Origin of the sequence: Staphylococcus argensis, assembly GCF_002902305.1 — a bacterium.
In the GTDB taxonomy this organism is placed as follows: domain Bacteria; phylum Bacillota; class Bacilli; order Staphylococcales; family Staphylococcaceae; genus Staphylococcus; species Staphylococcus argensis.
The window spans coordinates 12,750-26,375 of record NZ_PPPX01000011.1; the positions used below are offsets into that span (position 1 = coordinate 12,750).

The 13,626-nt window shown below is 38.6% G+C and carries 13 protein-coding genes; 1 reads left to right on the plus strand and 12 read right to left on the minus strand.

Going from position 1 to position 13,626, the window contains the following annotated elements:
- The first annotated feature begins 43 nt into the window (after nt 1–43).
- Nucleotides 44–1,996 carry an IucA/IucC family protein gene (locus CD039_RS06970; protein WP_103371716.1) on the plus strand — a complete coding sequence of 651 codons (1,953 nt, stop codon included), beginning with the start codon at nt 44–46 and terminating at the stop codon, nt 1,994–1,996.
- A gap of 450 nt (nt 1,997–2,446) precedes the next feature.
- Here CD039_RS06970 and CD039_RS06975 read toward each other — a convergent pair whose 3' ends face one another.
- The 12 genes from CD039_RS06975 to lacA all read right to left on the minus strand — a co-directional run bounded on the left by CD039_RS06975 (nt 2,447) and on the right by lacA (nt 13,386).
- The gene (locus tag CD039_RS06975; RefSeq protein WP_049407694.1) at nt 2,447–2,953 is read right to left on the minus strand and encodes an Asp23/Gls24 family envelope stress response protein; all 507 of its coding nucleotides are present in this window, start codon (nt 2,951–2,953) and stop codon (nt 2,447–2,449) included.
- A 56-nt stretch (nt 2,954–3,009) separates the two neighbouring features.
- Nucleotides 3,010–3,249, minus strand: coding sequence for a DUF2273 domain-containing protein (locus tag CD039_RS06980; RefSeq protein ID WP_103371717.1), 240 nt, complete (start codon nt 3,247–3,249; stop codon nt 3,010–3,012).
- A gap of 12 nt (nt 3,250–3,261) precedes the next feature.
- On the minus strand, nt 3,262–3,798 hold the full coding sequence (gene amaP / locus CD039_RS06985) for an alkaline shock response membrane anchor protein AmaP (protein ID WP_103371718.1): 537 nt from the start codon (nt 3,796–3,798) through the stop codon (nt 3,262–3,264).
- Between the two features lie 147 nt (nt 3,799–3,945).
- On the minus strand, nt 3,946–5,526 hold the full coding sequence (locus CD039_RS06990) for a BCCT family transporter (RefSeq protein WP_103371719.1): 1,581 nt from the start codon (nt 5,524–5,526) through the stop codon (nt 3,946–3,948).
- A gap of 214 nt (nt 5,527–5,740) precedes the next feature.
- Entirely contained in the window at nt 5,741–6,769 is a 1,029-nt protein-coding gene (locus tag CD039_RS06995; RefSeq protein ID WP_103371720.1) for a zinc-binding alcohol dehydrogenase family protein, read from the minus strand.
- Nucleotides 6,770–6,783: 14 nt separating this feature from the next.
- Nucleotides 6,784–7,791 carry an NADP-dependent oxidoreductase gene (locus tag CD039_RS07000; RefSeq protein WP_103371721.1) on the minus strand — a complete coding sequence of 336 codons (1,008 nt, stop codon included), beginning with the start codon at nt 7,789–7,791 and terminating at the stop codon, nt 6,784–6,786.
- 101 nt (nt 7,792–7,892) lie between these two features.
- Nucleotides 7,893–8,738: an alpha/beta hydrolase gene (locus CD039_RS07005; RefSeq protein WP_103371722.1), complete on the minus strand. Its 846-nt coding sequence runs from the start codon at nt 8,736–8,738 to the stop codon at nt 7,893–7,895.
- Between the two features lie 173 nt (nt 8,739–8,911).
- Nucleotides 8,912–10,321 (minus strand): 6-phospho-beta-galactosidase, encoded by a 1,410-nt coding sequence (lacG, locus tag CD039_RS07010; RefSeq protein WP_103371723.1) that lies wholly within the window; start codon nt 10,319–10,321, stop codon nt 8,912–8,914.
- Between the two features lie 18 nt (nt 10,322–10,339).
- On the minus strand, nt 10,340–12,079 hold the full coding sequence (locus CD039_RS07015; RefSeq protein WP_103371724.1) for a lactose-specific PTS transporter subunit EIIC: 1,740 nt from the start codon (nt 12,077–12,079) through the stop codon (nt 10,340–10,342).
- Between the two features lie 5 nt (nt 12,080–12,084).
- Nucleotides 12,085–12,399: a PTS lactose/cellobiose transporter subunit IIA gene (locus CD039_RS07020; RefSeq protein ID WP_103371725.1), complete on the minus strand. Its 315-nt coding sequence runs from the start codon at nt 12,397–12,399 to the stop codon at nt 12,085–12,087.
- 30 nt (nt 12,400–12,429) lie between these two features.
- Nucleotides 12,430–12,945: a galactose-6-phosphate isomerase subunit LacB gene (gene lacB / locus CD039_RS07025; RefSeq protein ID WP_103371726.1), complete on the minus strand. Its 516-nt coding sequence runs from the start codon at nt 12,943–12,945 to the stop codon at nt 12,430–12,432.
- A gap of 12 nt (nt 12,946–12,957) precedes the next feature.
- Nucleotides 12,958–13,386: a galactose-6-phosphate isomerase subunit LacA gene (lacA, locus tag CD039_RS07030; protein WP_103371727.1), complete on the minus strand. Its 429-nt coding sequence runs from the start codon at nt 13,384–13,386 to the stop codon at nt 12,958–12,960.
- Nucleotides 13,387–13,626 lie beyond the last annotated feature (240 nt).

Below are 13,626 nucleotides of genomic sequence, written 5' to 3' on the forward strand. Positions count from 1 at the left end.
CAAATATCAAATCGATTTGTAAAATAATCTTTCGAGGTGCTTTATGAAGAAAATAATAGAACATGAAGAGCTTGTGATTGAATTAACACCAACTGAATCTTTAGCTTACGACTACGTAGCACAACAATCATCAGAATGGTTGAAGTATTATGAAGCCACAATCATGACAGGAAGAGATAAAATAACGCAACGCCTCATCGCTTCAATGTATCGTGAGAACTTGGTAGAAAGCTACGATCACAGTGAGATGATCTTAAGTCACCATCTTTCACCTCACTTAAGAGAACTCATTAACTCAGAATATGCGCTGTTTATTCATTTATCTTCTCAACAATCACTACTCGCTCAAGTCACTGGTACATATGCTTATGATCGTGTGGATATACGTGGTCCATTTTACCTAAAGGATAAGAAACAAGTTCATCGAGTAATGAGTCCACTAGAAGTGCTCGACCTTATCTTGAAAGAGGATTCAAGTTATCGCACTGAGGCGAGCGAGCAATTTAAGGATGATCTCGAGAACAGCATGACGCATATGGGATTGAGTTTAAGTTATCGTCTATGGACCAAGAAGGATAGAAATCAATCTCTTTATGATCATCTCATAGAGGCTCAGGATCCTTATTTAGCTTCAGAACAAGCAGTGATAGAGGGTCACCCATTACATCCGGGTGCCAAATTGAGAAAGGGAATGTCCGTAGCAGATACGATACGCTACTCCTCTGAATTTAAACAGACGATTCCATTGCACTTTGTATTAGTGAAACGTTCTCTGAGTCGTCCGAGAGCAAGTAGCGAGGATTATAATAGTGCGCTTCTTGCTGCTTTTCCAGATTTGAAAACTTATATTGAAGAGAAGTTGGGATTACATATACTCTCAGATTTCGTCATATTCGCTGTACATCCTTGGCAATATCAAGAAATTGTTCTGCGTGACTATCAATCTGACATTGAAGACGGTAATATCGTGTCGTTGTCTTATAGTCTGCCGTATTACGCCGGCTTGTCATTTAGAACTTTAATGCCAAAGTATCCTGATATGTATCCTCATGTGAAATTACCGACGAGCGTTCATATTACAGGGGAAATTCGTACGCTATCTGAACAGACGACATATAACGGGCCTTTGATGACGCAAATTATAGGTCGAATTATTGAAGAAGACCCTTTATTTCATCAGCCAAATATCGGAATATTAGATGAGTTTGCAGGCGTACATTATTATTCTCCAGACGTTAACGATGCCGTGACATTGAGCGAACAACTCGGTACACTTTTCCGTAATAATCTGTATGAAAAAGTAGATTTAAGCAAAGAAGAGCTACCCGTTATTTGTTCAAGTTTAGCAATTTCTGATGTCTACGAATCGACGCCACTCATCATGTCACTGATAGAGCAATATAGTAAGTCATTCCACTCTAAGCATGATGCAATTAGACAATGGTTTAAGATTTACGCTCAAGCGTTGTTAAATATAACGTTACCCCTTTATTTGAAATATGGTATCGCTTTGGAAGCACACCTTCAAAATACTGTAGGTATTTTTAATCGTGACGGCAGTCTTGCTCGAATGCTCGTTCGTGACTTCGAAGGTTTACGTATTGATCAACAGCAGTTAGCGAAATTAGGCTTTGATATCACGGATTTCCATGAAAAATCGCTCATCCTAACCGACAAAGATCAAACTGTGTTTAATAAAGTTTTTTATTCAACACTACAAAACCACTTGGGTGAACTCGTTACGACGATAGTTGCTCATACTGATTATGATAATTTGGAACAAGAATTGTGGACAGTTATTCGTGAATTAATAAAAGAAGGTTTAGAAAAAATAGCAGAAACCTTACCAGAGGAAACTGAATGCTTACAATCTATACGAGAGCGTCTCTTTGCACCATTGATTGACTACAAATGTGTAACGACAATGCGATTAGAAGATGAAGCGGATATTTACACGTATCGTCAAGTGCATAATCCACTTTCACGCGATAAGTAATATACCAAATTCACATTCTCCATTTATGCGCTATACCTCGTAATCACATTTATATCGCAGTTAACGCAAATTTTAGGAGCAAGACGAGGTGTTTAACCGATTGTAATCTTGCTTCTCCTTTGATCTTAGAAACTTACGCGCTTGCTAAATCTTCATCCATTTCCTCCAATAAAAAGAGACTGGGACAACATTAAAACTTATTAATTTTCAATGTTATAACTCTCGCTTGCTTATGGGACCACACTCAACTAATTCTTTTCGCTCAAAGAGCTCGAAGAATGGATTTTCGTTGTGGTCTAGATCCATCAAGCGTCTCGAGTACACATTGAATATTTGCTCAAGAATTTATTTTAAGTTTGCTTTTTATAGTCAATTTACATTTATGTACCAAGCTTAATAAAAAAGGTGAGCCTTCAACAGGCTCACCTTTCATATTATAGCGACTCTGGATTATTGTAATCCTTTGTCTTCGTTGTTATTTTTTTGGTTCTTTTCGTGTTTTTGAGACCATTCTTTCTTAGTCATTACATCGTCAACTTGCATGTTCACTTCAACTACTTCTAAACCAGTGATGTAGTTAATTTGTTCTTTAACGATGTCTTGTACTTTTTTGAAGATTTTAGGTGCAGATTCACCGTATTCTAAGATAACGCGTAAATCTACAGCTGCTTGTTTTTCGCCAACTTCAACGCTTACACCTTGAGTTACGTTGTTGCCGCTACCGAATGAGTTAGAAATGTTGTCGACGAAGCCGCCTTTCATTTCTAAGATACCTTTAACTTCGCGTGCAGCAATACCAGCGATTTTTTCAACTACTTCATCAGAGAAAGTCAATTTGTTTTGGAATTGTTGCTCTTGGCTTTCTTCACGACGTTCTTGACGTTCTTCTCTTTCTTTTTCGTTCACGCCTGATTGATTGTTATATGCTTGTTTAGCTTTGTTGTTATCTACTGCCATAATACATTCTCCTTTATTTAAAAATTTTCTTTCTTATCGAATAATTCTATTTTTCTCTAACTCCATCGATTTAAAAAGTTCATAAAGTCTTGCTTTCTGTCTTTCATATACCCGATTCCTATTCCAATCAAACATAATAAAATAATTAATATTGTCTTCCAGAATCCGAGCGTTAGGAATAAAATAGCGATAATCAAGAATGCTAGGAAACCAACTACTCGCCATTTATAAGCTTTAAGGAAATCGATCACTTGCTGTAGTGAATCTTGTTCTTGTTGATTATAGTTATTAGCCATATTAACCCTCCCTTACAACACGCGTTGTCCTGCGGCTTTCTGATCTCGTACGTTAACCTCTAGTTTTTTAACAGGAATTTCAGCAAAATGTTCTACGTTCTGTTTAATATCATTGCGAATCGTTTCTGTCAGTTGTTTCACTTGTACATCACCAGGAACGAAGAAATCAGCCTTCAATGTGATGTATGAATTGTTCTTCTTGTTATACAATTTAGCAACTACGTTAGGCTGTCTGATTGAATCATATTTAGTGACTGTATCGTAAGCAGTCTTCTCAACAGCACGGCGGGACACGTAAATATGTCCATCTTCGTAGTCTTTGTATAATCCAGGTTTGCGATACGTAGGTTTAAACAAGCTAAATACGAGTATTAGACCAATAAGTATGAGAAAAGCTGATAAACCGATAAGTAATGGTTTGAACCAGTTGAATTGCAAGAAGTAATCTTGGTATTCGCTGATTCTTGAATCATCGATGTACATGAAGAGTAAGAAACCAACGATTACTACAATTAATAGGCCTAATATGAAATTTTTAAGTCGTTTCACCTCGTATGACACCTCCTATGCATAGATTAATTATGTTCTCTTTGTATGGTCTTAATACCCTAAATTTTTCTCGAAAAACATTGTTATTAATTTTTAACATTAACGCCTTACGTGATATTATTCTTGTAAAAATATTTTATACCTATATTATCTTTCAGACTCAGCTTCACGCGCTTCCGCTTCTAATTCTGATTTACGATAATGTAAGACTTTATAATCCTGACCGAGAATCTTCTGATGTGACCGTGGTTTCTCATGAGACAGAGCTTTAAACAGCCCCCATATCATAAAGATAATGACGACAGAGAATGGTAAAGCTGCGATGATGAGTAAGTTCTGGATGGATTGTGTTCCACCGGTATAAATCATAATTATCGCAAACAATGCGAGAATAACGCCCCAGCTCACTTTAACGAAAGAACTAGGATTGATATCACCTTTCGAGCTCAACATGCCAAGCACATATGTCGCTGAATCGGCTGATGTCACGAAGAAAATCATGATTACGACGAGTGTTACGATGCTGAGAATAAAGCCTAATGGGAAGTGCTCTAACGTCGCAAACGTCGCTGTTTCTGTCGCTTCTTTCGCAATATTAGCGATGTGATGCTCTTGTAAGTAAATCGCTGTTGCACCAAATACTGCGAAGAACATGAAACATACGAGTGCCGGAACGAAGAGTACGCCTAGAATAAATTCTTTAATCGTACGACCTCTTGAAACTCGGGCGATAAAGATACCTACGAATGGTGCCCATGATACCCACCAAGCCCAGTAGAAGATCGTCCAGTTCTGCATCCACTGAAATTTCTCTCCACCGCTTTGTGGGATACGTAAACTCATGTTAAAGAAATTAGCAATGTAGTTACCTAATGAATTTGTGAAGGTATTTAAGATATGCAATGTCGGACCGACGCAGAATAGAACGACTAGTACGACGAATGCAAGTATCATATTGATATTACTTAAGTTTTTAATCCCTTTATCAATACCAGACCAAGCTGACCAAGTAAAGAGAATTGTTGCGATGATAATGATTACCACTTGTACACCAAAGTTTGAAGGCGCGTGGAACAAGTAGTGAAGTCCTTCGTTAATCTGTAAAGCGCCAAAACCAAGTGTAGCTGCAACACCTGTAACTGTCGCGATAATTGCTAGTACGTCGACAGCACCTCCTAAAGGGCCACGCATTAAGCGTTGACCAAAGACTGGAACGAGCGTCGCGCTTACTAAACCTGGATAGCCTTTATGGAAGTTAAAGTAAGCAAAGACGAGTGCGACAATACCATATACTGCCCATGCGTGAATTCCCCAATGGAAGAAAGCAAATTGCATGGCATCGTTAATCGCACTTTGTGTACCTGCTTTATGAATAGGTGTCAGCGTGAAAGCATGACTGATCGGTTCTGCTGTCGTCCAGAACACGAGACCAATACCCATTCCTGCACTAAATAACATGGCGAACCATGATTTAAGCGAGAATTCTGGATCTTCCCCTTCTTCTCCCAGTGTGATAGATGAGAATCTTGAGAAGAGTAAATATACACAGATCACTAATATCGCTAGAACGAGTAAGAGATAGTACCATCCGAAATGAACGGCGATAAAGTTAGTGATATTCTGTGTGTACTTCTCGAGTTGTTTAGGCAAGATTGCCCCGTAGATGACAAAGGCTGTACAAATTGCCAAAGCAACCCAGAAGACAATCGTCAATTTCTTTTTTTGCATGACATGATACACTCCTTAGTTGAGATGTACTTCACATACCCTCTGAGACGCAGAGTAATCGAGTTTTGAGGGATTAAATGGACTAGAAAGGCTAACTTTTATTACGGATAAAATGAGGCGCTAGAAGCGTTACGATAAAATGTTTCAAAAAAGAAGGAAGCATCCCAATTCACATGTTAGGATGCTCCCTTCTATATCACCTTTAATTCACTATTTATTCATTGGCGTGTTCGTCTTCTAAATTAATGACGAGTTTGCCTATCATTCGTTGGTCTTCGAGTATTTGATGCGCACGGTAGATATTATCGCTCGTTAAACCTTGCATGACTTGCGTCACTGTCGGTTGATAAATTCCCTGCTCAATCTTCTCAGTAATATCAGTTAAATATTCATGATGTTTAATCATATCCTCAGCTTGATGAACGACACGTGCATACATATATTCATGCGTAAAGGTTACACTCTTAGATTTCAATAAATTCAAATCCTGTTTCTCCTGAAACGCCACAATGGTTGCAATTGTGCCTCTTGCTTTAACTAAATCAATCATCGTCTCGTAATACATATCAGTGTTAAATGTACAGAAAACATAATCCACTTCATCGATATCATGCTGCTTCAATTCATCTACGAGATGATTACGATGATTCAGCACAATGTCAGCCCCCATATCTGTACTCCAACGTTTAGTTTCTTCACGCGAAGCAGTCGTAATCACACGGAGACCATAAGCTTTGGCAATCTGTGTTGCAATGCTTCCTACGCCACCTGCCCCATTGATAATCAATAATGTTTTACCTTGATTCTCTTCCGGATTAGATGAAATTTGGAACACATCAAATAATGTTTCTGAGGCAGTAAGACCGGTTAGCGGGAGACTTGCCGCTTCGTTATAGGATAAATTCTTAGGTTTACGACCTACAAGACGTTCATCTACAAGTTGATACGTTTGATTGGATCCTTGATAAATTGGTGATCCAGAATAATAAATTTTATCACCTTCATTGAATAAAGTGACCTCATCTCCAACAGATTGTACCACGCCTACCGCATCAAATCCTAATACTCTCGGCGTTTCTGACGGCGTTGTTTGACGTAGTTTCGTATCTAAAGGATTCACACTAATTGCTTTGACCTGAACGAGCAACTCATGTTCTTGAGGCTCAGGTATTTCTCTTTCATATTCATAGAATAGATTTCCTTCATCCAACGTAAAAACACGATCTGCACCTATCGCTTTCATCTTCTCACTCCTCATTAATCACGCTCTGCAACTTTAACTACTTGTTTACCGAAATTATCGCCAGTAAATAAGTTTTTGAAAGCTGCAGGAACCTTGTCAAAGCCTTCTTCAACTGAAGTTCGCACTTGAATGTCACCATTTTTTACCCATTTTGCGAGGTCTTGTGCCGCATTTGCAAAATCGTCTTGATAATTGTGAACAACGAACCCTTTCATTAAGGCTTGATTTTTAATTAAAATAGGTTGAATGCGTGGACCATAATCAATTTCTGTATCATTGTAGTTAGAAATAGAACCACAAACTGGAATACGTGCGAAAGTATTCAAATGGTTGAAGACTTCATCTGCAACTGTCCCACCAACATTTTCATAGTATACATCTATACCTTGAGGTACAGCCGCTTCTAATTGTTCTGCAAAATCTTCTGCTTTGTAATCGACCGCTGCATCGAAACCTAACTCTTCAGTTAAGAAGTGTGTCTTCTTAGGACCTCCCGCGATACCGACGACGCGAGCCCCTTTCAATTTCGCAATCTGTCCTACTACTGAACCTACAGCACCTGAAGCTGCAGAAACAACAACTGTTTCCCCTTGTTGAGGTTGACCAATCTTGAGTAAGCCATGATAAGCAGTTTGTCCCGGCATACCTAACACGCTTAAGTTTAAATATTCGGGTACATCGAGTTGTGGAACTTTGCGCACTTCATCTTCAGAAGCAGTCATTTCTTTACGCCAAGGCAAGATGCCTACAACGACGTCTCCTTCACTTAAGTGCGTTGATTTAGATTGTGTTACTTGAGCAACGATATGACCATGTATCGGTTCATTGAGTTCAAATGGTTGAACGTAAGAATCACTGTCACTCATACGACCACGCATATAAGGATCAACTGAAATATACAAGGCTTTCAACTTTACTTGACCCTCTTGCGGTTCTTGAACCTCTACATCTTCGAAATGAAAAGTGTAATCATCTGGCATTCCTTGGGGTCTTTGTGCAAGTACAATTTGTTCTGTCTTCATAATAAACCTCCTCTTTTATTATGAGGTTTACCCGCTTCACGTATTTTAAAAAAGTTGTCTAACAATATATCAACCTTGTGAATTTATTATAAAGTTGTAACCTAATCATGTCCCCATAAGAACTGATTAATATGATGAGCCACCTTCGCACTGTCGTGTAGCTCACTATGGTCACCTTCTTTACCAGTAATCTTTAAAGTGTTGTAGCTATCGACCACATCACCAATAATATATTCCAAAGATTGAGAAGAGACGTTACTTACACGACGATCTGAGTGTGAGCCATCCTCTACATCTCCATATATATTTAATACTTGGATATGTTTGTTACGGTAAATTTGTTTCAACGGTAGAATATCCCGATACTCTTTCGTCATTCGTTCAGGTTTACCATTCTGATCGAGGTGATTCTCATTTGCTTTATCATCCATACCCAACACGCCGTCAAATGTGCCTGCAATGTTAACTTGTTTATTTAATTTCGGTAAATCTTTATCATTACCATATTCCAACATAAAGTAACTAAACGACATATTGGCCATTGAATGCATCACCATATTGTACTGATCAAATTTCTGTTGGTCTTCAAGCTTTACTAAGACATTTTTAATCCACTGAGCATTTGTCGGATAATCTCCATTCTCATTATCTTCGAGCTTAATGATGACGATCGGATGACGATCATGATTAGAGAGTGGTCGATCAACAGTCACGTGACCTTGTGCATCTACCGTCGCGTACACTGTTTCATGCTTATGTTCATTCGTTGCACTGTGAATTAAATATTTAGTAGAGTTTAAAGTCCCACTATAACCATGTAGATACAAAGTTGGCGTAATTTCTTTAGAAGTATAGGTAGGCTTCTTATGACTTAGTGAAACCCAGGAACATGCACTCAACGAGGTTGTAAGGAGGACCATAAATAATATCATTGCTAGCTTTTTCATCTGTTGTCTCCTTTAAGTGTTATCACACTTAAGTATAGACTAATTTAAAGCTTTCACGTACTTTTAAGCACTTTTACAAAGGTAAGAGCCTATCTAAAATAGTTTATCGATATCGTAAAATGCAGAATTCGATGAAGTCCTCCTACCTCATCGAACTCTGCATGTATTACAAATTATAAATGTTTCTGTTCTGCGACTCTCTTATACCAATACGCACTCTCTTTCGGATAGCGTTGTTGCGTATTAAAGTCCACATAGAATAGGCCATAACGTTTCTCATAACCATTAGACCATGAGAAGACATCAATCAATGACCATAGGAAGTAACCTTTGACTTCAGCTCCATCACGTATCGCTTCTTGTATTGCCGATAGATGTGATTCAATGTAATCGATACGCGCTTTATCATGAACAGTCTGCTGTTCAACATCAAATTCATCTTTATAACCCAGACCATTTTCAGTAATATAAATCTTATTATAGTTAGGATAATCTTGTTTAATGCGCATGATTTGGTCATAGAGTCCCTGAGGATAAATAATCCAATCCCAATCTGTACGTGGGATATCCACATTAAACTCACGCTCTCCGACTCCTTTTAAAGCATAACGTGAACCACCTTTAACACCTTTAGAATTATGCGTGATGATATTCTCGCCTTCGTATGCTTTCATCCAATCACTCATGTAATAATTGATACCTAAGAAATCATTCTGGTCTTTAGCAGCACGTAATGCCTCGAAATCCTCTTCACGTAAATCCAACGTGCCACCGTTCACTTTAAGAATGTGTTTAACACCCTTCATTGTCGCATCAGAATATTCTCCTAAGTAAGTCGCATCTAAAATAAACTTGTTGTGGATGATATCTTCAAGTTCTGCTGCTTGCACATCCTTTGGATCTTCTGGATTCAATGGATATTTCGTTGGTAACGCATGAACAATACCTATTTCACCTTTGATGTTATGCGTTCTAAAGAGATTAACTGCTTTCGCATGAGCCACCATCATATTGTGATGAAACTGGAAGAGCTTTTCAAAATCATACTGAATACCTGGTGGAAACTTACCTACCAAATATTGCCCATCTCCTATAGGCCCTATTTCGTTAAAAGTCGTCCAATAGTTCACTTCAGTAAATTCTTTAAAGCAGAATTCTGCATAGTTTACAAAGTGTTCCACATTCTCTCTATTGACGAAATCACCATTCTCATGTAATGCTTCAGGTGTATCAAAATGATGCAACGTCACAAAGGGCTCAACATGATGCTCATGGCATCTTTCAAATAAACGATGATAGTATTCTACCCCTTTAGGATTCACTTCCCCATAACCTTTAGGAAAAATACGTGACCACGCAATTGAAATGCGAATACCATTGATATTGAAACGTTCGCACAAGTCTAAGTCAATAGGATACTGATGATAGAAATCACTGGCAGGTTCAGCAATATACCAATAATTCTCTTTGAGATAATTGTCCCATGCGACACGTCCTTTACCATCTATACGAGTGGCACCTTCAGCTTGATACGCAGCTGTAGCCCCACCAAATATAAAGTCCTCTGGAAATCGTTCTACCATCTCTATCTCTCCTTTGAATTAATTAAATTGTTTTTGTACAAATTCTAAAGCTTCTTTACCGTTTCTAGTTAAATTAATGTATTCTACACCTTGCGTTTTTGCTAGTTTAATACCTAAACGATCAGTGTCACATTTAATATCCTCATAGTTAGATGCGACTTGTGGTGCTAATATAACGAGTTGATAGTCTTTCATGATATCCATATGTGCGCCATAACTTCCTGCTGCTGCAGTAATCGGTTGATGATATTCAGCTGCTGCTTTGTTTAAAGCATTGGCTAGTAAACCACTCGTACCCCCGCCGGCACATAACACGAGTACATTCGTTTCTTCTTGAATAGCGGAAGCGTTAGAAGCGACCGCTTCACGTTCCTCATTTAATTTCGCCGATGCTTGTTGTTGATTATTCATCATCTGTTCTGCTTTCGTCGTATCAAAGTTCGCTTTTACTTTTTCTTCTAACGCTTTAGTAGATGCATTATCAGCATTCTCTTGTTCCTCTAAATAGATACCTTTGTCATATACTTTTAAGAAAGGATAATAAATCGTGACGTCTACAAATATCAGAACTGCAGCAAGTACGAATGACCACACACCAAACCCAGTACCCATGATGATCCCCAGAGGCCCTGGTGTCGTCCATGGTAAGTTCACACTAAAGCTATTCATGCCTAATACATCAACGAAAAATTTAAAGATCCAGACGTTGGCAATCGGTGCAAAGACAAAGGGTATAAAGAAAATCGGGTTTAAGACAAGTGGCGCACCGAAGAGAATAGGTTCATTCACTCCGAAGAAAGTTGGAACGACTGAAGCTCTTCCGATCGCTTTATTACGTTTCGATTTCGTCAACCACATAAACATAAATGGTACGACGAGCGTTGCACCCGTACCTCCCAATGTAACGATAAACATTTGAGTACCTGACGTGATCACCTTGTCAGCATGCATGCCAGCGTGTATTAGTTTGAAGTTCGTTTCAATATTCGCATAAGTAATCGCAGCAATAGCTGGTTCCACGATAGATGGTCCATGAATACCGACAAACCAGAAGAACGCAAAGGCACCAAAGATAATTGTGATACCAATCCAACCATCCGCTGCGGTAAAGAGAGGTTCAAATAATTTAAGGATTGCTTCAGCTACCGTAGTATGGATAAATGAGTGAATCAGTAAATCTAAACCATAAAGTATTAGGATAACGATAGAGAAAGGAATGATATCCTTAAATACCTGAGAAATATTAGGTGGCACTTCTTTAGGCATCTTTATCGTGATGTTCTTCTTCATACAGAAATTGTAGACTGCCACTGTGATGAAAGCTGCTAAAAATGCAGTTAACAAACCTTTCGTCCCCATAAAGGCGTTTAAATATCCGCCCTCTTTAGCTTGTTCGGCAGAAAGTAACAAAAATCCACACATAGCCGCTAACATAATAGAAATAAAGTTCAATTGTTGGTTTGCCTTAAGCTTTCGGTTATAGGAGTCCGTCAATGACTTCGCTGTCGTTCCAGCTACCAGTATGGCTACTAATCCCATTGTGTAATTGTAGGGCTTCATCAAGATGCCTTCCATATGCTTAGACCAAGTGAAGCCGAAGATATTAGGTACGAAAGCGATGAGTAAGAACAAACTAGAGAATAAGATGACCGGCATCGCTGCAATAAAGCCATCGCGAATGGCTCTTAAGTAAATATTTCTTGAAATCTTCTCAAAAAATGGTTTTGCTTTCTCAATTTGTGCAATTAGTCTGTTCATGCTGTTCACCGCTCTCTTTGATATAATTCAATAATGTGCGTCATTAAATCTCGAATGGCAAGTGTCGTCATCAAGTGATCCTGTCCGTGCATCATTGTTACACTATAAGGAATATCATTACCTTGCGCTTCATTGGCTAACAATTCCGTCTGAGCGTTATGTGCTTGAGTGATGACTTGGTTTCCTTCTTCAATCAGCGACTCAGCACCTGCAATATCTCCATTCTTAGCAGCTTGGAGCGCTTCCAGGAATTTAGATCTCGCTTCACCTGCATATGCGACAATTTCAAAGCCTAACATTTGTACGTCTTCTTTTTGCATCTTAATCACCCTTTTAAAAGTATTCAGTTGTCAATCTGTATATTCACCGTTGTTCCATTTTTCCAACAATGGATCAAAAGCATGAGTATCATGGTCATACTTACGTTCTTGATCCAATTCAGTAATCTTATCTATCAATTGCTGATTCTCAGGCGTTGGTTTGTACTCCGCAGCAAGAAAGGCATCGATTAAATCGAACAACAATAACTCACCGATGATTCGACCACCGAAGCCGATAACATTCGCGTTCAATTGCTCTTTAGAATAACGTGCAGTCATCAAATCTTTAACCAAACCTGCTCTCACGCCAGGCACCTTATTCGCAGCATTAGTAATACCCACGCCAGTCCCACAAATGCAGATTCCGAGGTCTGCTTCATGTTGAACGACTGCCTCGCCGACCTTTCGACCAAATATTGGATAGTGCGTGCGTGCAAAGTCATACGTTCCTACATCGATAACTTCATGCCCTTGCTCCTTCAAGTATTTAGAAACATTCATCTTCGTATCTGTGACGATATGATCACAGCCAATCGCAATCTTCATAATCATCTTCCTTTAGCACATTTGATTTAACATATCTACTCTGATTTGATGTCGTCCTCCATCATATCCTGCTGTTAAAAATGCTTCGACGATATTGACGGCTAACGAAGCTCCTACAATTTCACTGCCTAAAGTGATAAGTTGACAGTTATTATGTGCACGTGTCATATAGGCTGAGCGTTCGTCTGAAACTTCAGCAGCGATAATACCTTGAACTTTAGTCGCTGTGATAAAGCTTCCTACGCCATAGGCATCAATCGCTATCGCTAAAGCATCCTCATGTTGCTTTAAAGCTTTAGTTATCGCTAATGTCGCATCTACAAAATCTAACGCTTGATCACGCGTCGCATCAACGACCTCATAATCCTGTTGCTTTAAGTGTTCAATGAGTAAATCCTTTAATCTAACTCCTGTTTGGTCTGAACCAATAACTACAACCATGTCGATTCCTTCCCACTTCAAGTATTAATCAATAATGAAAGCGCTTTATTTGATCACTTTAAGTATAAACATAACCAAACAATAAATCAACACAAAACAACATAAATAAACATTATTTGTTTACTAATGTTGAATGAGGCTAAAACTTAATTTTGTGGATTTAATTAGAGTCTCTCATGTCAGGACTAATAAAGATTTATCTCAGCACTTCACAAATAGATGATTTACTAAAAAAAGTAG

Coding starts and splice junctions, on each gene's coding strand:
- CD039_RS06990 (WP_103371719.1), bottom strand. CDS start 5,526: ATGCAAAAAAAGAAATTGACGATTGTCTTCTGGGTTGCTTTGGCAATT.
- CD039_RS06995 (WP_103371720.1), bottom strand. CDS start 6,769: ATGAAAGCGATAGGTGCAGATCGTGTTTTTACGTTGGATGAAGGAAAT.
- CD039_RS07000 (WP_103371721.1), bottom strand. CDS start 7,791: ATGAAGACAGAACAAATTGTACTTGCACAAAGACCCCAAGGAATGCCA.
- CD039_RS06970 (WP_103371716.1), top strand. CDS start 44: ATGAAGAAAATAATAGAACATGAAGAGCTTGTGATTGAATTAACACCA.
- lacB (WP_103371726.1), bottom strand. CDS start 12,945: ATGAAGATTGCGATTGGCTGTGATCATATCGTCACAGATACGAAGATG.
- CD039_RS07015 (WP_103371724.1), bottom strand. CDS start 12,079: ATGAACAGACTAATTGCACAAATTGAGAAAGCAAAACCATTTTTTGAG.
- CD039_RS07020 (WP_103371725.1), bottom strand. CDS start 12,399: ATGCAAAAAGAAGACGTACAAATGTTAGGCTTTGAAATTGTCGCATAT.
- CD039_RS06975 (WP_049407694.1), bottom strand. CDS start 2,953: ATGGCAGTAGATAACAACAAAGCTAAACAAGCATATAACAATCAATCA.
- CD039_RS07005 (WP_103371722.1), bottom strand. CDS start 8,738: ATGAAAAAGCTAGCAATGATATTATTTATGGTCCTCCTTACAACCTCG.
- lacA (WP_103371727.1), bottom strand. CDS start 13,386: ATGGTTGTAGTTATTGGTTCAGACCAAACAGGAGTTAGATTAAAGGAT.
- lacG (WP_103371723.1), bottom strand. CDS start 10,321: ATGGTAGAACGATTTCCAGAGGACTTTATATTTGGTGGGGCTACAGCT.
- CD039_RS06980 (WP_103371717.1), bottom strand. CDS start 3,249: ATGGCTAATAACTATAATCAACAAGAACAAGATTCACTACAGCAAGTG.